The following is a 21,494-nucleotide window of genomic DNA, read 5'->3' as shown; positions in this document are numbered from 1 at the left end:
TGACCGGAGCGGCGCTGACCGGAGCGGCGGCGCCGAGGGTGCGGCGCCGCTGACTTCCCGGAAGGGCCTCGCACGGTAGTCTCAAACCCGATATGAGCATCGAACAGTCCTCCCCGAACCGGTCCGACCGGAAGCCGCGCGTCGCGCTGGTCTTCGGCGGGCGCAGCTCCGAGCACGCGATCTCGGTCTCCACCGCGGGCAGTGTGCTCAGGGCGATCGACCGCGACAAGTACGACGTGCTGCCGATCGGCATCACGCACGAGGGCCGCTGGGCGCTGACCAGCGACGAGCCGGCCCGGATGGCCATCACCGACGGGAAGCTGCCGGACGTGGCGCACGTCGCCGAGGGCGTCGACGGCCAGGTCGCGCTGCCGGTCGCCCCGGGCGACCGCGAGGTGGTCCTGACCGAGCCGGGCAGCGCCCCCAAGGCCCTCGGCGAGGTCGACGTGGTCTTCCCGCTGCTGCACGGCCCGTGGGGCGAGGACGGCACGCTCCAGGGCCTGCTGGAGCTCTCCGGCGTCCCGTACGTCGGCAACGGCGTGCTGGCCAGCGCGGCCGGCATGGACAAGGAGTTCGCCAAGCGGATCCTCGCCTCGCACGGTCTGGACGTCGGCCGCTACACCATCGTGCGGCCGCGCGACTGGGAGACCGAGGCGGGCCGCGCGGCGGTGCGCGAGCGGGCCGCCGAGCTGGGCCTGCCGCTGTTCGTGAAGCCCTGCCGGGCCGGCTCCAGCATCGGCATCACCAAGGTGAAGGACCTGGCCGACCTCGACGCGGCGATCGAGGAGGCCCGCCGGCACGACCCCAAGCTGATCATCGAGGCGGGCGTGACCGGCCGCGAGATCGAGTGCGGCGTGCTGGAGTTCGAGGACGGTCCGCGGGCCAGCGTGGCCGGCGAGATCCTGGTCGGCGAGGGCTTCGACTTCTACGACTTCGAGGCCAAGTACATCGACTCCTCGGACGTGAAGATCCCGGCGGACCTCACCGCCGGTGAGCTCGCCGAGATCCAGCGCCAGGCGGTCGAGGCCTTCGAGGCGCTCGGCTGCGAGGGCCTGGCCCGGGTGGACTTCTTCCTGCTGGAGGACGGCACCTGGATGATCAACGAGATCAACACCATGCCCGGCTTCACCCCGATCTCGGCCTTCCCGAAGATGTGGGAGGCCAGCGGGGTCTCGTACCCGGAGCTGATCGACCGGCTGCTCGCGACGGCGCTGCGGCGCTCGACCGGACTTCGCTAGCGGACGCGCGGAGGGCGGGCCGGGAGCTTCCCGGCCCGCCCTCGGTGCGTCGGGGACCCGTTCGGCTCAGCCCGGGACGTTGGCCTTGACCGCGCCGCTCAGCGCGGCCGCCGGGTCGAAGGGGTTCTTCGCGGCCCCGGCCGGGACGGTCACCTCGACGTAGGCGGCGCGCATGGTCGTCACGAAGCGGTAGCCGCCGTCGGCGAGCTTCTGCGACCACCAGGTGACGTCGTCGACGCTCGGGGACCAGTCCGAGGCGTGGTCGCCGTCCAGCTCCTCCGGCCGGTCGATGCCGCAGCGCAGCACCGTCCGGGGCGAGTCGCCCCAGCCGGCCACGTACGGCGAGGCGGGCGACGGGTCCCGGCGGGCGTGGCCGAGCAGGTCGGCGGGCAGCGCGGCGGCGAGCGCCCGGCAGTACCCGGCCGCCCGGCCGGTCGGCTGCGGGACCTCGACCGCCGGATCGGCCGGGCCCCAGCTGCCGACCAGCGCGACGACGGCGCAGGTCAGGGCGACGGGCAGGGCCAGCCAGCGGACCGGGGCCGGCAGGGCGGTCAGCGCCTCGGGGACGCGCAGTTCTCTGGCCACCCGCCGATGGTAGCCGGGGCCCGGACGGCCGGTACGGGCCGGTGCGCCGGCTCACGGGCACACCGGCTCACGGGTGCACCGGCCTACAGGTGCACCACGGGACAGGTGAGCGTGCGGGTGATGCCGTCGACCTTCTGGACCTGGGCCACCACCATGCGGCCCAGCTCGTCCACCGTCTCGGCCTCGGCCTTGACGATCACGTCGTAGGGGCCGGTGACGTCCTCGGCGCTCAGGACGCCGGGGACCCCGGCGATGGTCCGGGCCACGGCGGTGGCCTTGCCAACCTCGGTCTGGATCAGGATGTATGCCTGTACCACGGGGACCTCCCGGCGGCCGGTTAGGGGGGATAGCCGCCGTGATCGCCCGGTCAGGTGTGTGGGTGGGTGGGCTCACCGGCAGTCTGATCACCACGCTACCGCGCTGCGGGCCGGGGAGGGGAGACCTCGATGCTCCCGAAGGGCGTACGCTGCGCGCGGGGGAGCGCGACGGGGACCGAATCGGATGGAAACGCGAGAGGACGGCAGATGCAGGGGACCGTGGGCGAGCTCGGCGAGTTCGGCCTCATCAGGGAGCTGACCGCCCGGGTACCGCTCACCGATGCCGTCGACCTCGGCCCGGGTGACGACGCCGCGGTGGTACGGGCTCCGGACGGCCGGGTGGTGGCGACCACGGACGTCCTGATCGAGAACCGGCACTTCCGCCGGGACTGGTCCACCGCCTACGACGTGGGCCGCAAGGCCGCCGCCCAGAACCTCGCCGACGTGGCCGCGATGGGGGCGGTGCCGACCGCCATCCTGCTCGGCCTGGTCGCCCCCGCGGACCTGCCGACCACCTGGGCCACCGAGTTGATGGACGGGCTGCGCGACGAGTGCCAGGTGGCCGGGGCGACGGTGGTCGGCGGCGACGTGGTGCGCGGCGACACCGTCACGCTGGCCATCACGGCGCTCGGCGACCTCCAGGGGCGGGCGCCGGTGACGCGCTCCGGCGCGCAGGTCGGCGACGTGGTCGCGGTGACCGGCTGGCTCGGCTGGTCGGCCGCCGGCCTGACCGTCCTCCAACGCGGCTTCCGCTCCCCGCGCGCCTTCGTCGAGGCGCACCGCCGGCCCGAACCGCCGTACCACGCGGGCCCGGCGGCGGCCGATCTGGGCGCGACCTCGATGGTCGACGTGAGCGACGGGCTGGTCGCCGACCTCGGCCACGTCGCCCGGGCCAGCGAGGTGGACATCGACCTCAAGGCCGCCGACTTCGACGTCCCGGCGCAGATGGCCGACATCGGCCAGGCGGTCGGGGTGGACCCGCTGGTCTGGGTGCTCTCCGGCGGCGAGGACCACGCGATCGTGGCCACCTTCCCGCGCGGGATCCAACTCCCGGCCCGCTGGCGGGTGGTGGGCGAGGTGACCGGCCGCCCGACGGGCAGCCGCAGCGGCCGGGTGACGGTCGACGGCGCGCCCTGGGACCGGGTCGGCGGCTGGGACCACTTCGCCGAGTAGCGCGCGGCCGCGCGCCGATCCCCGTACGGCGGGCGGCGCGTGACGCTCCGGTGCGCGGGGGACGGGCTTCGCGGGTGCGTTGTGCGTAGGCTTGCGACACCCCGGCCCGCCCGTCCGGCGCGGGCGGCCCGAACCACTGCGAGCGGGAGCACACCACAGATGCGCATCGGTGTACTGACCAGCGGCGGCGACTGCCCCGGCCTCAACGCGGTGATCCGCTCGGTGGTGCACCGGGGCACCGACGTCCACGGGGACGAGATCGTCGGCATCCTGGACGGCTTCCTCGGACTGATCGAGGGCCGCACCCGGACGGTCACGCACGACGACGTCACCGGCCTGCTCACCCTCGGCGGCACCATCCTGGGCTCGGCCCGGGTACGGCGGGACCGGATCGCCTGGGCGGTGGAGAACGCCAGGACGCTCGCCCGGGAGATCGGCATCGACGCGCTGATCGCGATCGGCGGCGAGGGGACGCTGACCGCCGCCAAGCTGTTCAGCGACGCCGGACTGCCCGTGGTCGGGGTGCCGAAGACCATCGACAACGACATCGACGCCACCGACGTGACCTTCGGCTTCGACACCGCCGTGCACGTCGCGACCGAGGCGATCGACCGGCTGAAGACCACCGCCGAGTCCCACCAGCGCGTCATGGTGGTCGAGTTGATGGGACGGCACACCGGCTGGATCACCCTCACCGCGGGCATGGCGGGCGGCGCGCACGGCATCCTGATCCCGGAGAAGCCCTTCGACATCGAGGCGGTGGCCCGGATAATCGAGGACCGCTTCGCGCGCGGCAAGAAGTTCGCCATCATCGCCGTCGCCGAGGGCGCCTCCCCGGTGCCCGGCACCATGCGCTTCGACCACGGCGAGGTCGACCAGTACGGCCACCGGACCTTCGGCGGGATCGGCAACCGGCTCGCCCACGAGCTGGAGGACCTGCTCGGCAAGGAGGCCCGCCCCGTCATCCTCGGCCACGTCCAGCGCGGCGGCACCCCGACCGCCCGGGACCGGGTGCTCGCCACCCGGTTCGGCTGGCACGCGGTGGAGGCCGTCCACCAGGGGGCGTTCGGGCACTTCACCGCGCTGCGCCGGACCGGCATCGAACTGTTGCCGATCGGCGACGCGGTGACCCGGCTGAAGACGGTGCCGGAGGACCGCTGGGCGGAGTCCGAAGCGGTGCTGTGAAACGGCGCGGGTAGGTTGGGGCCATGGCTTCGACTGCTCCCCCCCGCGTGCTCACCGTCGCCGGCTCCGACTCCGGCGGCGGCGCCGGCATCCAGGCCGACCTCAAGGCGATGCTCGCCCTCGGCGTCCACGGCATGAGCGTGATCACCGCCGTCACCGCGCAGAACTCGCTCGGCGTCCAGGGCTACTGGGAACTGCCCGCCGAAGCCGTCCGGGCGCAGTTCCGCAGCGTGGTGGACGACATCGGGGTGCAGGCCGTGAAGACCGGGATGCTCGCCTCGGTCGAACTCGTCGAGACCGTCGCCGAACTGCTGGCCGGGGTGGACGCCCCGGTGGTGGTCGACCCGGTCGGGGTCTCCAAGCACGGGGACGCGCTGCTGGTCGCCGAGGCCGTCGCCACCGTCCGCGAGAAGCTGCTGCCGGTCGCCACCCTGGCCACCCCCAACCTGCACGAGGTGACCCAGCTCACCGGGCTGGCCGTCGAGGACGAGTCGCAGATGCTGGACGCCGCCAAGGCGCTGGTCGACCTCGGGCCGCGCTGGGCGCTGGTCAAGGGCGGCCACCTGCCGGGCGAGGCCGCCGACCTGCTGTACGGCGGACCGGACGAGGTGCACTGGTTCCGGGCACCGCGCTACGACAACCGCCACACCCACGGCACCGGCTGCACGCTGGCCAGCGCGATCGCGGCCGGCCTGGCCAAGGGCGAGCCGCTGCCGCTGGCGGTGGCCTCGGCCAAGGAGTACATCACCGGCGCGATCGCCGGGGGCTTCGCCCTGGGCGCCGGCATCGGCCCGGTCGACCACGCCTGGCGCTGGCGCTAGCGGAGGCCCGGAACGTCCGGAACGTCCGGAACGTCCGGAAAACAGCGGTGGGCGGACTCCTCAGAGGAGCCCGCCCACCACGGTCACGTCCGGAAATCGGCGCAACCGGCCACGGAAACAGTGGAGCCGGCCCATCCGAGGATGAACCGGCTCACTGGAGGACCGGCATGCCGGTCTGCGCGTCAGCGCGAGACCTTACCGGCCTTGATGCACGAGGTGCAGACGTTGAGCCGCTTCGGCGTCCGCCCAATCACAGCGCGCACCGTCTGAATGTTGGGGTTCCAACGACGGGGGGTACGGCGGTGAGAGTGGGAGATGCTGTTGCCGAAGCCCGGCCCCTTGCCGCAGACGTCGCAGTTGGCAGCCACAGGAGTCACTCCAAGACTTCAGATCAGATACTTTCGAAAACCCCACTCAGCCACCAGAACACTCGCGTGAACCAGACCGGACAAGGGGGTGAGCCTGGACGGTTCCAGGCAACCGGAAGAGCATACAACGCTTGCTTCCGTCCCACGAAACTACCATGACCGGCCGAGTGATCGCTCCTGCCCGCCGGACCGGACGGCCCTCCCCGCCCCCCGATAACCTGCCGGTATCACCCCTTGCCGCCGCCCGGCCCGCGTCACCGCCCCGGGCCGCCGCGGCGTCCCGTCCGGAGGAGACCTGGTGCTGCACACGCTCGACGCCCCGGCCGTGCGCACCTGGTGCCAGCTCGCCCTGCGCGCGCTCGGCCAGGCCCGCGAGGAGATCGACGCGCTCAACGTCTACCCCGTCCCGGACGGCGACACCGGCACCAACCTCTACCTGACCGTCGAGTCCGCCGCCGCCGAGGTGGAGAGCCGCTTCGCCGACCCCGCCGCCGACCTGGCCCCCGGGCTGGCCGAGACGGTCCGGGCGATGGCCCGCGGCGCGCTGGTCGGCGCCCGGGGCAACTCCGGGGTGATCCTCGCCCAGTGGCTGCGCGGCACCGCCGAGACGCTCGCCGAGGGCGGCGGCGCCGAACAGCTGCGGGCCGCCCTGCAGCGGGCCGCCGACTCCGCCTACCAGGCCGTCGCGGAGCCCGTCGAGGGCACCCTGCTGACCGTCGCCCGGGTCGCCGCCCGGGAGGCCCACCGGGCCGGGGACGGGCTCGCCCAGGTCGCCGACACCGCCTACCGGGCCGCCCGGGACGCGCTGCGGCACACCCCCGAGCAGCTCGCCGTCCTGGCCGAGAACGGGGTGGTGGACGCCGGCGGGCGCGGCCTGGTGGCCGTCCTCGGCGCGCTCGCCGACGCCGTCGCCGGGCAGCAGCCGATGGGGCCGGTCGCGCTGCGCGGGGACGTCCGGGCCGTGGAGAGCTGCGAGACGCACCTGCGGCCGCCCGGCCCCGGCCACCCCGCCTTCGAGGTCATCTACCTGCTGGACGCCCCCGACGAGGCGCTGCCCGCGCTGCGCGAGCGGCTCGGCGGGCTCGGCGACTCGCTGGTGATCGGCGGCGGCGACGGCCTGTGGAACGTGCACGTCCACGTGGACGACGCGGGCGCCGCCGTGGAGGCCGGGGTCGGCGCCGGGCGCCCGCACCAGATCCGGATCACCCACTTCGCCGAGGCCGCCGCCCGCTCCGGCACCGCCGCCGAGCGCGGCGAACGCGAGGAACGGGCCCGCGCGGTGCTCTCGGTGGTCTCCGGCGGGGGCCTGGCCGAGCTCTGCGAGCAGGCCGGCGCCGTCGTCCTGCACGCCGACCCGGACCGCCCGCCGGCCAGCGCCGAGCTCGCCGACGCGGTGCGCCGCTCGGCCGCCCGCGAGGTCGTCCTGCTGCTCAACGACCCCGAGCTGCGCGCCGCCGCCGGGGCCGCCGCCGACCAGCTGCGCGAGGAGGGGGTGCGGATCGCCGTCCTGCCCACCCGCTCGCCGGTGCAGGGGCTGGCCGCGCTCGCGGTGCACGAGGGCGGCCGCCGCTTCGACGAGGACGTCGTCGCCATGACCTCCGCCGCCGGCGCCACCCGCTACGCGGAGCTGGCCGTCGCCGAGGGGGAGTCCTGGACGATGGCGGGGGTCTGCCAGGCCGGGGACGTGCTCGGGCTGATCGACGGCGACGTCGCGGTGATCGGCGCCGGGCTGGCCGAGGTCGGCGAGAGCGTGCTGGACCGGATGCTCGGGGCCGGCGGCGAACTCGTCACCCTGGTCCTCGGCGGCGGCACCGACGAGGCGCTCGCCCACCGGCTGGTCGCCCACGTCCGGCACCGCCGGCCCGAGGTGGACGCGGTGGTCTTCCACGGCGGGCAGGAACCGGCACCGCTGCTCATCGGGGTGGAGTAGGGGCGGGGGCCGCCCTTGGCCCGGTTTGTCGGCCCGGTGGTGTAAACAAGGCGCTGATGGGCGCTCTCGATGAACCACTGACCAAGCTCGTCGGCGACCGCACCGCGAAGGTGCTCGCCGACAGCCTCAAGCTGCGCACGGTCGGGGACCTGCTGCACCACTACCCGCGCCGCTACGTCGAGCGCGGCCAGCTCACCAGCCTGGACGAGCTGGAGGTCGACGAGCACGTCACCGTGCTGGCCCGGATCGAGAAGGTCACCCTGATCCCGTTCCGCGGCCGCAAGGGCGACCGGCTGGAGGTGGTCGTCACCGACGGCCGCAGCCGGCTCTCGCTGGTCTTCTTCAACCAGGGCTGGCGGCAGAAGGAGCTCAGGGCCGGCGCCCAGGGCCTGTTCGCGGGCAAGGTCGGGGTCTTCAACCGGACCCGCCAGCTGGTCTCGCCGGACTACCAGCTGCTCGACGAGGACGCCGGCTCCGACGCCGCGCGGCAGTTCGCCGGCCGGCTCATCCCGGTGTACGGCGCCAGCGCGCAGATGCCCAGCTGGAAGCTGTCGATCTGCGTCGAGACGGCACTCACCAAGCACCTCGGCGACGTCGGCGAGCCGCTGCCCGCCGAACTGCGCGAGCGGCACGACCTGATCCCGCTGCCCGAGGCGCTGGAGCTGATCCACCGTCCGCGCGGCCACGCCGACCGCGAGCGCGCCCAGAGCCGGCTGCGCTGGGACGAGGCCTTCGTGCTCCAGGTCGCCCTCGCGCAGCGCCGGGCCGCCGACTCCGCCCTGCCCGCCAAGCCGCGCGCGGCCCGCGAGGGCGGCCTGCTGGACGCCTTCGACGCCCGGCTGCCGTTCACCCTCACCGAGGGGCAGCGGAAGGTCTCCGCCGAGATCGCCGCCGACCTCGCCACCGACCACCCGATGCACCGCCTCCTCCAGGGCGAGGTCGGCTCCGGCAAGACCCTGGTCGCGCTGCGCGCCATGCTCGCCGTGGTGGACGCGGGCGGCCAGGCGGTGCTGCTGGCGCCCACCGAGGTGCTCGCCCAGCAGCACCACCGCTCGGTCGTCGAGATGATGGGGGACCTCGCCGAGGGCGGCATGCTCGGCGGCTCCGACCTCGGCACCCGGGTGGTGCTGCTGACCGGCTCGATGGGCGTCCCGGCCCGCCGCCAGGCGCTGCTCGACATGGCCTGCGGGGACGCCGGGATCGCCATCGGCACCCATGCGCTGATCGAGGACAAGGTGCAGTTCCAGGACCTCGGCCTGGTCGTGGTGGACGAGCAGCACCGCTTCGGCGTCGAGCAGCGGGACGCGCTGCGGGCCAAGGGCGAGCAGCCGCCGCACCTGCTGGTGATGACCGCCACCCCGATCCCTCGCACCGTCGCGATGACGGTCTTCGGGGACCTGGAGACCTCCGTCCTGGACCAGCTGCCGGCCGGCCGCTCGCCGATCTCCACCCACGTCGTCCCGGCGCTGGAGAAGCCCAACTTCCTCACCCGGGCCTGGGAGCGGGTCCGCGAGGAGGTCGCCAAGGGCCACCAGGCGTACGTGGTCTGCCCCCGGATCGGGGACGAGGAGCCGGCGGCCGACCCGAAGAGGAAGAAGCGCAAGGCCGCCGAGGACGGCTTCGAGGAGGTCGCCGACGCGGGCGCGGAGAGCGACGAACGGCGGCCGCCGCTCTCGGTGGTGGAGACGGCCGAGAAGCTGGCGAAGGGCCCGCTGAGCGGCCTGCGGGTGGAGATCCTGCACGGCCGGCTCGCGCCGGAGGCCAAGGACGAGGTGATGCGCCGCTTCACGGCCGGCGAGGTGGACGTGCTGGTCGCCACCACGGTGATCGAGGTCGGCGTCAACGTCCCCAACTCCACCGCGATGGTCATCATGGACGCCGACCGCTTCGGCGTCTCCCAGCTGCACCAGCTGCGCGGCCGGGTCGGCCGCGGCAGCGCACCGGGCCTGTGCCTGCTGGTCAGCGAGATGCCCGCGGGCAGCGCCGCGCGGGCCCGGCTGGACGCGGTGGCGGGCACCCTGGACGGCTTCGAGCTGTCCCGGATCGACCTCGAACAGCGCCGCGAGGGCGACGTACTGGGCCAGGCCCAGTCCGGGGTGAAGTCCTCGCTCAAGGTGCTCTCGGTGCTGGAGGACGAGGAGGTCATCCTCACCGCCCGCACCGAGGCCACCCGGCTGGTCGCCGAGGACCCGGACCTGGCCGCCCACCCGGAGCTGCGCACCGCGCTGGAGAGCCTGCTCGACGAGGACCGCGCGGCCTACATGGAGAAGGGCTGAGCCGCCTCCGGACGAGCCGCGCGGCCCCGGAATTGTCAGACCCCCGGGAGAGAATGAAGGTGTTCAGGGCGCACCCCCAAGGTGCGTTCCTGGCACGACACTTGGGGGTCAAGCCATGGCATTCCGTCATCTCAACGAGCTCCCGCTGGGCGACAAGGTCTTCCGGATCGAACTCGCCAGCGACGACGACCGCGAGGTCACCCTCACCCTGACCGGCTGGCGCGAGGGGGCGGCCGCCGCACCGCTCGCCTCGGGCAAGCTCCGCCTGCCGGTCGAGGACGTCGCCTCGCTGCGGATCGCGCTCAACCGCGCGCTGCGGGCGCTGGCGATCGTCGCCGACGTCTCCGAGCCCATCCCCGACCGCGACGTGCTGCGCGAGCTGTACCCCGGCCACGGCGCCCCCTGGGTGCCGCAGCACGAGGAGGAGCTGGTCCGGCGCTTCCACGACGGCGAGACCGTCGCCCGGATCGCCGCCCGCTTCGGCCGCACCCCCGACTCCGTCCGGACCAAGCTGCGCGAGCTCGGGCACGACCCGCGCCGCCCCGAGTTCTGCCCGCCCGACGGCTGCCTGTCCTGGTCCCGCTACGCCTCGCCGGCCCTGCTCGGCGCGAGCGTCCCGGCCCAGTCGGCGGGCTCCGAGGCGAGCTGACCACCCGAGTGCGCGGCCGCGGCCCGGTGGGGGGATTCCCCGCCGGGCCGCGGCCGTCCGGCGTGGGCGCGCGCCCGTCCGGCACGGGCACAGGGCCCGTCCGGCGTGAGCGCGGTGCGGTGATCGGGATAGCGTGGTCGGGCAGCGACGAAAGGACCTCCCACCACCATGACCCGCGTGATCGCCGGGGCGGCCGGCGGCCGCCGGCTGGCCGTACCGCCCGGCCGGGGCACCCGCCCGACCTCCGACAAGGCCCGTGAGGCGATGTTCTCCACCCTGGAGGCGCTGCGCGGCACCCTGCACGGGGTCCGGATGCTGGACCTGTTCGGCGGATCGGGCGCGGTCGGGCTGGAGGCGCTGTCCCGCGGCGCCGAGCACGTCCTGCTGGTCGAGGCGGACGCCCAGGCGGCCCGGGTGATCCGGGAGAACGTCCGGACGATCGGCCTGCCGGGGGCCGAGGTGCGGGCCGCCAAGGCGGAGAAGGTGATCGTCGGCCCGCCCCCGCAGAGCCCGTACGACCTGGTCTTCCTCGACCCGCCGTACGCGGTCACCGACGAGGAGGTCCGCGAGATGCTGATCACACTCCTGGCCGGGGGCTGGCTCGCGGAGGACACGCTCGTCACCGTGGAGCGCAGCACCCGCGGCGGCGCGTTCGTCTGGCCCGAGGGTTTCGAGGAGCTGCGCTCCCGCCGTTACGGCGAGGGCACGCTCTGGTACGGTCGCGCCGCCGCCGCGGCCGGCGAGCAGGAGTAGCGGGCCGCGGCCCGCAGCAGCCGTCACCCCACGAGGGAGCACACACGCCATGCGCCGAGCCGTCTGTCCCGGTTCGTTCGACCCGATCACCAACGGCCACCTCGACATCATCGAGCGGGCCTCGAAGCTGTACGACGTGGTGCATGTCGCGGTCCTGATCAACCGGAACAAGCAGGGCATGTTCACCGTCGAGGAGCGGATCGGCCTGATCGAGGAGGTCACCGCCGGCTTCGGGAACGTGGTGGTCGAGTCGCACCACGGCCTGCTGGTGGACTACTGCCGGGAGCGCGGCATCCCCGCGATCATCAAGGGCCTGCGCGCGGTCAGCGACTTCGACTACGAGCTCCAGATGGCCCAGATGAACCACGGCCTGACCGGGGTGGAGACGCTGTTCGTGCCGACCTCGCCGACGTACAGCTTCCTCTCCTCGACGCTGGTCAAGGAGGTCGCCTCGTACGGGGGCGACGTCTCGCACCTGCTGCCGGAGACGGTGCACGGCCGGCTGGTCGAGCGGATCGCGGAGCGCAAGGCGGCGCAGTAGTCCACTGCCTGTCGGTTCCTGCCGGTTCGTCACGTCATGTCCGTTTGCCCGGAGACCGGTTCGGCTCAGGCGTTGTGACCCCGCTGGGCAGTGGCCGTACAGTCTGTATCCCTGCCCCGCGGTGAGGTTCACCGCATCGGGCCTGCCTCCGCCGGACCGTCGGCGGCACACGGAAAGACGAAGCCCCGTGGACGTGCAGAACAAGGTCGACGAGATCGTGGCGGCGGTCGAGAACGCCCGCTCGATGCCGATGTCGGCCTCCTGCGTGGTGAACCGGGCCGAGCTGATCGGCCTGCTCAACGACCTCAGGTCGGCCCTGCCCGCCGAACTCGCCCAGGCCCAGTCGGTGATGGCCGACCACGAGCAGGTGGTGGCCGGCGCCCAGGCCGAGGCGGACCTGATCATCCAGGGCGCGCACGCCGAGCGCGGCTCGCTGATCTCGGACACCGAGGTGGTCCGCCAGGCCCAGGCGCAGGCCGACCGGATCCTCGCCGAGGCGCGTGCCGAGGTCGACGCCAAGCTGGCCGAGGCCGACGACTACGTGGACAGCAAGCTCGCCAACTTCGAGGTCGTGCTCACCAAGACGCTCGGCGCCGTCGGCCGCGGCCGCACCAAGCTGCGCGGCGACTCCAGCGTCTTCGAGGCCGAGCCCGAGGGCGAGAGCGACGGCGAGGAGTTCCGCCCGCAGCGGATCAGCCCGAGCCCCGAGGTCGACGAGTACGTCGATGTGAAGCTCGCCACCCTGGAGAACGTGCTCGGCGCCACCCTGGAGGCGGTCGGCAAGGGCCGGGACAAGCTGCTCGGCAAGCGGCCCATCGACGAGCTGGGCGCCTACCTGGCCGCCGCCGACCAGGCCCAGGAGGCCAAGGAACGCGCCGAGGCCGTGGCCGCGGGCTTCGCCCACGACCCCGACGGCGGGGACATCGCCTGGTACCGCGAGGACGTCCCGCAGCAGCAGACCTGGCCGGAGCAGACCCCGGCCGCGGCCGGCTGGCAGGCCCCCGGCACCGACCAGTACGCGGCGGCCCAGCAGCCCGGCGGGCAGTACGCCGAGGTGTACGGCGGCGGCTACGACCCGGCCGGCCAGGGGGACCCGTACAACACCCAGTGGGGCCAGCAGCAGGGCGGCTACCAGCAGCAGGGCTACCCGGACCAGCGGCAGGAGGGCTACGGCTATCCCCAGCAGCAGCCGGGCTACGCCGCGCAGCCGTACGACGACTACGCCTACCCCCAGCAGCCCGCCCTCCCGCCGGCCGTGCCGCACCAGCAGCAGGGGCACGGGCAGGCCCAGGGCCACGGGCAGGCGCAGGGCCACGGACAGGCCCAGGGTCAGGGTCTGGACGAGACCAGCTTCTTCGACACCAGCATGATCGACATGACCAGGCTGCGGGAGCTCGGCGGCCGCTGAACCGGCCCCGCCACGGCGGTGCGGGAGTCTCCTGACGGGACCGAAGTTGGGCCTGACGGGAGACTCCGGTAGTCTGACCACTCCGGCCTCTCCATGTCCGGCTGTTGGCTTGCCCGCGCAACGCCGACCGGACGGAGACGCAATCGAAGAACCCCCCATGGAAGTCAGGACACCGTGAACCGCCTCGACCACCGCGACCCCCTCGTGTTCGACACGCACGAGCTCGGTCGTCGCCCGGGCTCGATGCGCAAGGTGAGCCGGACCCTGGAGGCCCCCGAGGGCTTCGGGATCATCGACGTGATCGGCGTGCCGGAGAAGAGCCCGATCGAGCTGGACCTCCGCCTGGAGTCCGTGGTCGAGGGCGTGCTGGTCACCGGCACGGCCGAGGCGGGCGTCGAGGGCGAGTGCGTCCGCTGCCTGGAGCCCGTCGAGTTCGACATCGACGTGGACTTCCAGGAGCTGTACTACTACCCGGAGTCCGACGAGCGCCACCGCGCCCGGACCACCGGGACCGAGGACCTCGACGAGGACTCGGAAGAAGAGACTTACCGTCTGGAGGGCGACTTCTTCGACCTCCGGCCGGTGCTGCGTGACGCGGTGGTGCTCGCACTGCCGCTGCAGCCGGTGTGCCAGGAAGACTGCCTGGGCCTGTGCTCCGAATGCGGAGCGCGCCTGAGCGACGACCCGGCGCACCACCACGATGCCGCCGACCCCCGGTGGGCGGCTCTGCAGGGACTCTCCGCCGCCCCCGGCGACGAGGGTGACGGATCTAAGAACAGCGACACCCGTGAGGGTCTCGCCGAGAACCAGGAGAAGTAGCCGTGGCTGTTCCGAAGCGGAAGATGTCGCGCAGCAACACGCGCCACCGTCGGTCCAACTGGAAGGCCGTTGTTCCGGCCCTCGTGGCGTGCGACCGCTGCCACGAGCCGAAGCTGGGCCACATCGCGTGCCCGAGCTGCGGCACGTACAACCGTCGCCAGGTCCTCTCGGTCTGATCGGCGGGGTGTACGGATCGATGTCGGACGGTAACTCCACCCGCAAGGCGACCATCGCCCCGAAGGGTTCCTCTTCGGGCGGCGGCAAGGCCGGCGGGCCGGCTTCGACCGAATACGACGTTCTGGAAGGGCGCCTCGGGTACACGCTCGAGCGCGCCCTTCTGGTACGTGCCCTGACCCACCGCTCGTACGCGTACGAGAACGGTGGGCTGCCCACCAACGAGCGCCTGGAGTTCCTCGGCGACTCGGTGCTGGGCCTCGTGGTGACCGACACCCTCTACCGCGTCCACCCGGACGTCCCGGAGGGCACGCTCGCCAAGCTGCGCGCCGCGGTGGTCAACTCCCGCGCGCTCGCGGACGTCGGCCGCGGCCTGGAGCTCGGCACGTTCATCCGCCTCGGCAAGGGCGAGGAGGGTACCGGCGGCCGCGACAAGTCGTCGATCCTCGCCGACACCGTCGAGGCCGTGATCGGCGCCATCTACCTGGACCAGGGACTGGACGCGGCCACCGAGTTCGTCCACCGGCTGTTCGACCCGCTGATCGAGGAGTCCTCTCAGCTCGGCGCCGGCCTGGACTGGAAGACCAGCCTCCAGGAGCTCACCGCCTCGGTGGGCATCGGAGTGCCGGAGTACGTGGTCATGGAGTCCGGTCCGGACCACGAGAAGACCTTCACCGCGGCGGCCCGGGTGGCCGGCGAGGACTTCGGCAGCGGCGTCGGCCGCTCGAAGAAGGAAGCCGAGCAGAAGGCCGCCGAGAGCGCCTGGCGCGCGATCAAGGAGAAGTACGCCGACCGGCTGCCCGCCGGCGCGTGATCCCGCAGTAGCCTTCACTCCTGCTGATCCGTACCGAGCAGGAGGCGTGTTCCCGTGCCCGAACTTCCCGAGGTCGAGGTCGTCCGCCGTGGTCTGGCCACCTGGGTGGCCGGACGGACGGTCGCCGACGTCCAGGTGCTGCACCCGCGCGCGGTGCGCCGCCAGCCGGCCGGCGCGGCGGACTTCACCGCCCGGCTGACCGGCACCACCCTCGGCACCGCGCAGCGGCGCGGCAAGTACCTGTGGGTGCCGCTGGCCGGCACCGGGGCGGGGTTCTCGCTGATCGGCCACCTCGGGATGAGCGGCCAACTCCTCGTCCAGGACCCGTCCGTACCCGACGAGACCCACCTGCGGGTCCGGCTGCGCTTCGCCGACGGCGGGCGCGAACTGCGCTTCGTCGACCAGCGGACCTTCGGCGGCCTGGCGGTCGAGGAGGCCGAGGACGGGGACCCGGAGGGCACCCCGGTCTCGATCGCGCACATCGCCCGCGACCCGCTCGACCCGCGCTTCGACGACGCCGCCTTCGTGGCCGCGCTGCGCGCCAAGCGGACCACCGTCAAGCGCGCCCTGCTCGACCAGACCCTGATCAGCGGCGTCGGCAACATCTACGCCGACGAGGCGCTGTGGCGCTCCAGGCTGCACTACGACCGCCCGACCGCGACGCTCACCCGCCCGCAGGCCCTGCTGCTGCTGGCCAACGCCCGGGACGTGATGAGCGCGGCGCTCGCCGTCGGCGGCACCAGCTTCGACAGCCTCTACGTCAACGTGAACGGCGAGAGCGGCTACTTCTCCCGGGACCTCGACGCCTACGGCCGCGAGCAGGAGCCCTGCCGCCGCTGCGGCACCCCGATCCGGCGGGCGGCCTGGATGAACCGCTCCAGCTACTTCTGCCCCCGCTGCCAGCGCGTGCCGCGCGCCCGCAGCGAGGGCTGAGGCGGGCTACTTCCGGGCGAGTTCGGGTTCGTCGGCGGCCGGTTCCCCGGGCGTGCCGTGGGTGTCCTGGCCGAAGTAGGCGACCCCGACCGCGGCGACCACCGCCAGCAGGAAGCCGATCACGCCGAGCCAGCCCAGGCCGGCCTTGGAGGAGTCGCCGAGCCAGAGCACGCCGACCGCGCCGGGCAGCACCGTCTCGCCGACCACCAGCGCGGCGGTCGCGCCGTTCACCGAGCCGATCTGGAGCGCCACGGTGTGGATGTACATGCCGCCGATGCCGCCGACCAGGACCGCGTACAGCGCCGGGTCGGAGAGCAGCTCGCCGAGCGCGAACGGCTCGATGCCGTTGAGGATGCGCACCCCGACGCCCAGGGCGCCGAAGCCGAGGCCGGAGAGCAGGCCGGCGACGATCGCGCCGTTGGCGCCCATCCGCCGCACCAGCAGGCTGCCGCCGACCAGCAGCACGGTGGTGACGATCAGCAGCCACCAGTGGAAGGCCATCGCGGTGTGGTGGCCGCCCTCCGGCCCGGCCGAGACGGCCAGCAGCACCAGCGCCGAGCAGAGCACGGCGATCGAGGCCCACTCCAGCTGCTTGAGCCGGATGCCCAGCAGCTTGATGCTGAGCACCGCGGTGATCACCAGGTTGGCGCTGATGATGGTCTGGGAGAGGAACAGCGGCAGCAGCCGGGCGGCCAGCGCGCCGAGCCCGAAGCCGATCAGGTCGAGCACCGTGCCGAGGATGAACTCCCAGGTGACGGCGGCCTTCGCGGTCGAGGACAGGCTCGGGCCGCCGTGCTCGGTGGTCGAGCTGGTGGCGCCCTTGGCCGCCTCCTCCCGGGCGGAGCGGCGGGATCCGACAGCCTGGAGGACCGAGCCGGTGCCGTAGCAGGCGGATGCCGCCACGGCGGTGACGAGGCCGATGATCACCGAGAACTCCGATCGGGAGGTGGGTCGAGAACGGTCTGGGTAAAGAAAGGGCAATGGGACCGGTGGTCCGGGACCACTATGCCCGCCCGCACGGTACGGTCGGCACGCCCCCCGGAGTGCCCCGGAGCGGGGCCGGGCCTGCCGGGACGTACGTTCGGCGGCCTCCCGCGGTTCCCGCGCGGGCCCCGACTCAGGGGTGACCGGGGGAAACATCATCCCCGAGGAGGGGGCGGCCCCGGCGGTCGGCGGGGAGTCTTGTCAGTACCAGTATGCGAAGGGTATGGCGTGCTCAGGGGCCGGTCACGGTAGCGTCGGGGGCATGAGAACCCTTGCACGACGTTCCCGGGGCGCCGGGCCGCTAGCCCTGGTGGCGGCGCTGCTCGGGCTGCTGCTCCTGCTGGCACCCGCGGCCTCGGCGGCCGGCGGCCTGAGCGACGCCACCGCCGCCCTGAAGAAGGGCCAGGTCTACGTCGACCCGGCCATGACCAGCCGCTTCAGCCAGGCCCAGGCCGACGCCCTGACCAAGAAGATCGACAAGGCCGACAAGCCGATCTTCGTCGCGGTCGTCCCCGACTCGCCGGCCTTCGCCAAGGCGACGGTCTTCAAGGACCTCCGCACCACGGTCGGCGTCGACGGCGTCTACGCGGTCTGGCGCGGCGACCAGTTCACCGCCCGCGCGGACCGCGGCGCGCTCGCCGCCGGCGTCCCGGAGCGGATCTCCGGCGCGGCCTTCCGCTCCCACAACGGCGACATCGACGCCACCCTGAACGACTTCGTCGACCAGGCCGCCCCGCAGACCAAGGGCACCGGGGTCAACCACAGCACCTCGATCGCCTGGGTGGTCATCCCGGTGGTGCTGGTCGCGCTGGCCGGCGCCGGCGTCTTCCTCCTGTTCCGCCGCGCCAAGCAGCGCAAGGAGGCGCAGGCCCGGGCCGAGCTGGAGCAGCTGCGCCGGGTGGTGGACGAGGACATCACCGCCTTCGGCGTGGAGCTGGAGCGGCTCGACTTCAGCCCGGCCGCGGCCGACGCGGACGACGCCCAGCGCACCGACTACAGCCACGCCCTGGACTCGTACGAGAAGTCCAAGCGGCTGATGGACGAGGCGAAGAAGCCCGAGGACGTCAAGCAGGTCACCGAGGCGATCGAGGACGGCCGCTTCTCGCTGGCCACCCTGGCCGCCCGGCGGGAGAAGAAGCCGCTGCCCGAGCGCCGTCCCCCGTGCTTCATGGACCCGCGGCACGGCCCGTCCGTCAAGGACGTCGACTGGACTCCGGCCGGCGGCGCCGCGCGCACCGTCCCGGTCTGCCAGGCCGACGCGGACCGGCTCGCGGCCGGCCTCGACCCGGCCATCCGCACCGTCGACACCGAGCACGGCCCGCAGCCGTACTGGAACGCCGGCCCGGCGTACGCGCCCTGGGCGGGCGGCTACTTCGGCGGCTTCGGTGGCGGCGGCCTGCTGCCGGGCCTGCTGGTCGGCACCATGCTCGGCTCGATGATGAGCTCCCCGGCCTACGCGGCCGCGCCGATGATGGACGGTGGCCACGGCTACCAGGACCAGCACGAGGGCGGTGACTTCACCGGCGGCGACTTCAACGGCGGCGACTTCGGCGGGTTCGGCGGCGGTGGCGATTTCGGTGGTGGCGGCGGCGACTTCGGCGGCGGGGACTGGTAACCCGCTCGACCGACCGCACGCTCCCGCGGCCCCGCCGGTTCTCCGGCGGGGCCGCTCCCGTTCGCGCGGGGGCGTCGTCCGCGGAGGCGGGCCGGGGCCGAGCTGTGACCGGGAGCGCGGACGGCTAGGGTCGGGGCATGCACGGTCGCGACGCCCACAGTGAGGAACCGGTCCGGGTGACCGCCTGGGTCCGGGGGAAGGTCCAGCAGGTCGGGTTCCGCTGGTGGACCAGGGCACGGGCGCTGGAGATCGGACTGAGCGGCTACGCCAGCAACCTCGGCGACGGCCGGGTGCAGGTGGTGGCCGAGGGGCTCGCGGCCGACTGCGAGCAGCTGCTGGCCCGGCTGCGCGGCCCGGGGACCCCGGGGAACGTCAGCGGGGTCACCGAGATCTGGACGGCCGTCGGCCCTGGCTACGACGGTTTCGAGATCCGCTGAGCCGCCCCGGGCCGGGCCGCCGGCGGGGCTCCGCGCGGGCTCCCGGGAAAAGATCCGGAACCGGCGGTGTCACGAGGTTGCCATCCGGGCAGACTCGTGGTTGACTCCGCATCGAACGATGATCCACGAGCACGCGGTGGACCCGTCCCGAAGCCCCCCAGGCGTGATGACACCGCCGGGCAGGTGACAGGGGCGCGGTAGCGTGCGGTGATCGTGTTGACCCTTTCCGTCTTTGGTGAGACGCTGGAAGCCCGCGCACACGACCGCGTTCTCCCGGTAGGCGCATGCCCCCGTGAGCCCAGCTCACGGTGGTTGTGCCGCAGTGCCCAGCCAGCACTTCCGGTGACGCGCCGCGCGTGCGTCCCCCTTCCCCCTAGACCTGTACCGTTCCGGTTCGGTCACTCAGCGTGGAGGACCATTCATCATGGCAAAGGCGCTTCTCGGGTACGTCGGCGGCCCCGACCCGCGAATGCTCTCCGAGATGCGACGGCTTCAGCAGCGCGTCCAGGACCTTGAAGCGGAGCTCCTTCGGATGCAGGCTGAGAACGACGCTCTCACCGCTGTCGCTGACGAGCACTCGCTGCTCAACAGCATCGATCTGGATCAGCGGGAGCCGGCTCTCACCTGAGTCCCGCCCGGTCCTCGCAGATCGACGCCGTTGCGCACCGAGCCGCCCCGAAAGGGACGCAGCTTGCAAGGGACGCCCTGATGTGGCGTCCCTTCGTCGTGTCCGGCTCCGGATACAGTCGGTTCCCGTCTGAGCGATAGAGGGGACCGGCCGCGTGCACCTGAAGAGTCTGACGCTGCGCGGGTTCAAGTCCTTCGCCTCCAGCACCACCCTGCGCTTCGAGCCCGGCATCACCTGCGTCGTCGGCCCGAACGGCTCCGGCAAGTCGAACGTGGTCGACGCGCTGTCCTGGGTGATGGGCGAGCAGGGGGCCAAGTCGCTGCGCGGCGGCAAGATGGAGGACGTCATCTTCGCCGGGACCAGCGGGCGCGCCCCGCTCGGCCGGGCCGAGGTCAGCCTCACCATCGACAACACCGACGGCGCCCTGCCGATCGACTACTCCGAGGTGACCATCACCCGGACCATGTTCCGCAACGGCGGCAGCGAGTACGCCCTCAACGGTGAGACCTGCCGCCTGCTGGACATCCAGGAGCTGCTCTCCGACTCCGGCATCGGCCGCGAGATGCACGTCATCGTCGGGCAGGGCCAGCTGGACTCCGTGCTGCACGCCGACCCGATGGGCCGGCGCGCCTTCATCGAGGAGGCGGCCGGCGTCCTCAAGCACCGCAAGCGCAAGGAGAAGGCGCTGCGGAAGCTGGACGCGATGCAGGCCAACCTCAACCGGGTCCAGGACCTGGTGGCCGAACTGCGCCGCCAGCTCGGACCGCTCGGCCGGCAGGCCCGGATCGCCCGCCGGGCCGCCGGCATCCAGGCCGACCTGCGCGACGCCCGGCTGCGGCTGCTCGCCGACGACCTGTGCGCGCTCCGCCGGGCCGTCGAGGCCGAGGTCGCGGACGAACTGGCGCTGCGGCTGCGCCGCACCACCGTCGAGCAGGAGCTGGCCGGGGCGGTGCAGCGCGAACGCGTCCTGGAGGCGCAGGTCGAGCGGCTCGGCCCCGGACTGGAGACCGCCCGGCAGACCTGGTACCGGCTCTCCGCGCTCGCCGAGCGCACCCGCGGCACCGTCGGGCTGGCCGAGGCCCGCGCCCGGCACGCCGTCGCCGGGGGCCGGGGCGAGGAGCGGCGCGGGCGCGACCCGGAGGACACGGAACGGGAGGCCGCGCGGGTCCGCGAGGAGGAGGCCGCGCTGACCGAGGCGCTGGAGGAGGCGCGGTACGCGCTGGCCGAGGCGGTCGAGCGCAAGGACGGACTGGAGCGGGAGCTGGCCGCCGAGGAGCGCCGGCTGCGGGACGCCGCCCGGGCCATCGCCGACCGCCGGGAGGGCCTGGCCAGGCTGCAGGGGCAGGCCGCCGCCGCCCGGTCCAGGGCCGCCGCCGCGCAGGCCGAGATCGGCCGGCTCGCCGAGGCCAGGGACGAGGCGCTGCTGCGTGCCGAGGACGCCCGGGGCGAGCTGGACGAACTCCAGCGGCAGGTGGACGGCCTGGCCGGGGAGGACGAGCAGGCCGAGGCCCGGTACCGGCGGGCGCGCGAGCACCTCGCCGCGGTGGAAGGGGAGCTGGCCGCGGCCCGGGAGGCGTCCGCCTCCGCCGAGCGCGAGCGGGCCGGGCTGACCGCACGGCACGAGGCGCTCTCCCTCGGCCTGCGCCGCAAGGACGGCACCGGCGCGCTGCTGGACGCGGGGGAGCGGCTGGGCGGGCTGCTCGGCCCGGCGGCCGCGCTGCTGCGGATCGAGCCGGGGTACGAGGTGCCGCTCGCCGCCGCGCTCGGTGCGGCGGCCGACGCGGTGGCCGTCGACTCGCCGTCCACCGCCGCCGGGGCCCTGCGGCTGCTGCGGGCCGAGGACGCC

At 73.6% G+C, this 21,494-nt stretch carries 22 protein-coding genes; 18 read left to right on the top strand and 4 right to left on the bottom strand.

The genetic code is table 11. The features are described from left to right. Nucleotides 1-92: 92 nt before the first annotated feature. Nucleotides 93-1,238: a D-alanine--D-alanine ligase family protein gene (locus ACWDCZ_RS26830; RefSeq protein WP_049656323.1), complete on the top strand. Its 1,146-nt coding sequence runs from the start codon at nt 93-95 to the stop codon at nt 1,236-1,238. Between the two features lie 66 nt (nt 1,239-1,304). On the opposite strand, the gene ACWDCZ_RS26825 is transcribed toward ACWDCZ_RS26830, so the two are convergent. Next, nucleotides 1,305-1,823 (bottom strand): DUF3515 family protein, encoded by a 519-nt coding sequence (locus tag ACWDCZ_RS26825; protein ID WP_375877282.1) that lies wholly within the window; start codon nt 1,821-1,823, stop codon nt 1,305-1,307. 83 nt (nt 1,824-1,906) lie between these two features. Continuing rightward, the gene (locus ACWDCZ_RS26820; protein ID WP_049656326.1) at nt 1,907-2,140 is read right to left on the bottom strand and encodes an Lrp/AsnC family transcriptional regulator; all 234 of its coding nucleotides are present in this window, start codon (nt 2,138-2,140) and stop codon (nt 1,907-1,909) included. Between the two features lie 207 nt (nt 2,141-2,347). On the opposite strand from ACWDCZ_RS26820, the gene ACWDCZ_RS26815 reads away from it, so the two are divergent. The 3 genes from ACWDCZ_RS26815 (at nt 2,348) to thiD (ending at nt 5,319) form a co-directional block, all read left to right on the top strand. After that, nucleotides 2,348-3,313 carry a thiamine-phosphate kinase gene (locus tag ACWDCZ_RS26815; RefSeq protein WP_049656327.1) on the top strand — a complete coding sequence of 322 codons (966 nt, stop codon included), beginning with the start codon at nt 2,348-2,350 and terminating at the stop codon, nt 3,311-3,313. 159 nt (nt 3,314-3,472) lie between these two features. Beyond that, complete coding sequence (locus ACWDCZ_RS26810) at nt 3,473-4,498, top strand: ATP-dependent 6-phosphofructokinase (protein ID WP_049656329.1); 1,026 nt, start codon at nt 3,473-3,475, stop codon at nt 4,496-4,498. A 23-nt stretch (nt 4,499-4,521) separates the two neighbouring features. Beyond that, nucleotides 4,522-5,319, top strand: a complete 798-nt coding sequence (thiD, locus tag ACWDCZ_RS26805) for a bifunctional hydroxymethylpyrimidine kinase/phosphomethylpyrimidine kinase (RefSeq protein ID WP_049656332.1) — start codon at nt 4,522-4,524, stop codon at nt 5,317-5,319. Between the two features lie 182 nt (nt 5,320-5,501). Here thiD and rpmB read toward each other — a convergent pair whose 3' ends face one another. After that, nucleotides 5,502-5,687 carry a 50S ribosomal protein L28 gene (gene rpmB, locus ACWDCZ_RS26800; protein WP_014138233.1) on the bottom strand — a complete coding sequence of 62 codons (186 nt, stop codon included), beginning with the start codon at nt 5,685-5,687 and terminating at the stop codon, nt 5,502-5,504. A gap of 298 nt (nt 5,688-5,985) precedes the next feature. Here rpmB and ACWDCZ_RS26795 point away from each other — a divergent pair, with 298 nt between their 5' ends. The 10 genes from ACWDCZ_RS26795 (at nt 5,986) to mutM (ending at nt 15,984) form a co-directional block, all read left to right on the top strand. Continuing rightward, entirely contained in the window at nt 5,986-7,617 is a 1,632-nt protein-coding gene (locus ACWDCZ_RS26795) for a DAK2 domain-containing protein (protein ID WP_449817162.1), read from the top strand. Nucleotides 7,618-7,673: 56 nt separating this feature from the next. Continuing rightward, nucleotides 7,674-9,893: an ATP-dependent DNA helicase RecG gene (gene recG / locus ACWDCZ_RS26790; RefSeq protein ID WP_074001511.1), complete on the top strand. Its 2,220-nt coding sequence runs from the start codon at nt 7,674-7,676 to the stop codon at nt 9,891-9,893. Between the two features lie 115 nt (nt 9,894-10,008). Further along, complete coding sequence (locus ACWDCZ_RS26785) at nt 10,009-10,542, top strand: hypothetical protein (protein ID WP_049653379.1); 534 nt, start codon at nt 10,009-10,011, stop codon at nt 10,540-10,542. Between the two features lie 168 nt (nt 10,543-10,710). Continuing rightward, complete coding sequence (gene rsmD / locus ACWDCZ_RS26780; protein WP_449817161.1) at nt 10,711-11,295, top strand: 16S rRNA (guanine(966)-N(2))-methyltransferase RsmD; 585 nt, start codon at nt 10,711-10,713, stop codon at nt 11,293-11,295. Nucleotides 11,296-11,344: 49 nt separating this feature from the next. After that, nucleotides 11,345-11,836, top strand: a complete 492-nt coding sequence (coaD, locus tag ACWDCZ_RS26775; protein WP_049653382.1) for a pantetheine-phosphate adenylyltransferase — start codon at nt 11,345-11,347, stop codon at nt 11,834-11,836. A 187-nt stretch (nt 11,837-12,023) separates the two neighbouring features. After that, nucleotides 12,024-13,244, top strand: a complete 1,221-nt coding sequence (locus tag ACWDCZ_RS26770) for an ATP synthase F0 subunit B (protein WP_049653383.1) — start codon at nt 12,024-12,026, stop codon at nt 13,242-13,244. Nucleotides 13,245-13,418: 174 nt separating this feature from the next. Beyond that, nucleotides 13,419-14,063 (top strand): YceD family protein, encoded by a 645-nt coding sequence (locus ACWDCZ_RS26765; protein ID WP_049653386.1) that lies wholly within the window; start codon nt 13,419-13,421, stop codon nt 14,061-14,063. Between the two features lie 2 nt (nt 14,064-14,065). Further along, nucleotides 14,066-14,239, top strand: a complete 174-nt coding sequence (gene rpmF / locus ACWDCZ_RS26760; RefSeq protein ID WP_030056747.1) for a 50S ribosomal protein L32 — start codon at nt 14,066-14,068, stop codon at nt 14,237-14,239. A gap of 20 nt (nt 14,240-14,259) precedes the next feature. Next, nucleotides 14,260-15,051, top strand: coding sequence for a ribonuclease III (gene rnc, locus ACWDCZ_RS26755; RefSeq protein ID WP_049653387.1), 792 nt, complete (start codon nt 14,260-14,262; stop codon nt 15,049-15,051). A 54-nt stretch (nt 15,052-15,105) separates the two neighbouring features. After that, nucleotides 15,106-15,984 (top strand): bifunctional DNA-formamidopyrimidine glycosylase/DNA-(apurinic or apyrimidinic site) lyase, encoded by an 879-nt coding sequence (gene mutM / locus ACWDCZ_RS26750; RefSeq protein ID WP_387830473.1) that lies wholly within the window; start codon nt 15,106-15,108, stop codon nt 15,982-15,984. Between the two features lie 6 nt (nt 15,985-15,990). On the opposite strand, the gene ACWDCZ_RS26745 is transcribed toward mutM, so the two are convergent. Further along, complete coding sequence (locus tag ACWDCZ_RS26745) at nt 15,991-16,911, bottom strand: DMT family protein (protein ID WP_049653392.1); 921 nt, start codon at nt 16,909-16,911, stop codon at nt 15,991-15,993. Nucleotides 16,912-17,230: 319 nt separating this feature from the next. Between ACWDCZ_RS26745 and ACWDCZ_RS26740 the strand changes: the two genes are divergently transcribed. The 4 genes from ACWDCZ_RS26740 to ACWDCZ_RS26725 form a co-directional block, all read left to right on the top strand. Beyond that, entirely contained in the window at nt 17,231-18,583 is a 1,353-nt protein-coding gene (locus ACWDCZ_RS26740; protein ID WP_074001512.1) for a hypothetical protein, read from the top strand. Between the two features lie 137 nt (nt 18,584-18,720). Next, nucleotides 18,721-19,020: an acylphosphatase gene (locus ACWDCZ_RS26735; RefSeq protein WP_449817160.1), complete on the top strand. Its 300-nt coding sequence runs from the start codon at nt 18,721-18,723 to the stop codon at nt 19,018-19,020. A 424-nt stretch (nt 19,021-19,444) separates the two neighbouring features. After that, on the top strand, nt 19,445-19,648 hold the full coding sequence (locus tag ACWDCZ_RS26730; RefSeq protein WP_045702518.1) for a hypothetical protein: 204 nt from the start codon (nt 19,445-19,447) through the stop codon (nt 19,646-19,648). A 154-nt stretch (nt 19,649-19,802) separates the two neighbouring features. Then, nucleotides 19,803-21,494: chromosome segregation SMC family protein (locus ACWDCZ_RS26725; protein ID WP_449817159.1), on the top strand; the 1,692-nt coding region annotated here is incomplete at its 3' end.

The organism is Kitasatospora sp. NPDC001225 (assembly GCF_053597855.1).
The sequence above is the reverse complement of the archived record's forward strand: the minus strand, read 5'-3'. Positions and strand labels throughout refer to the sequence as shown.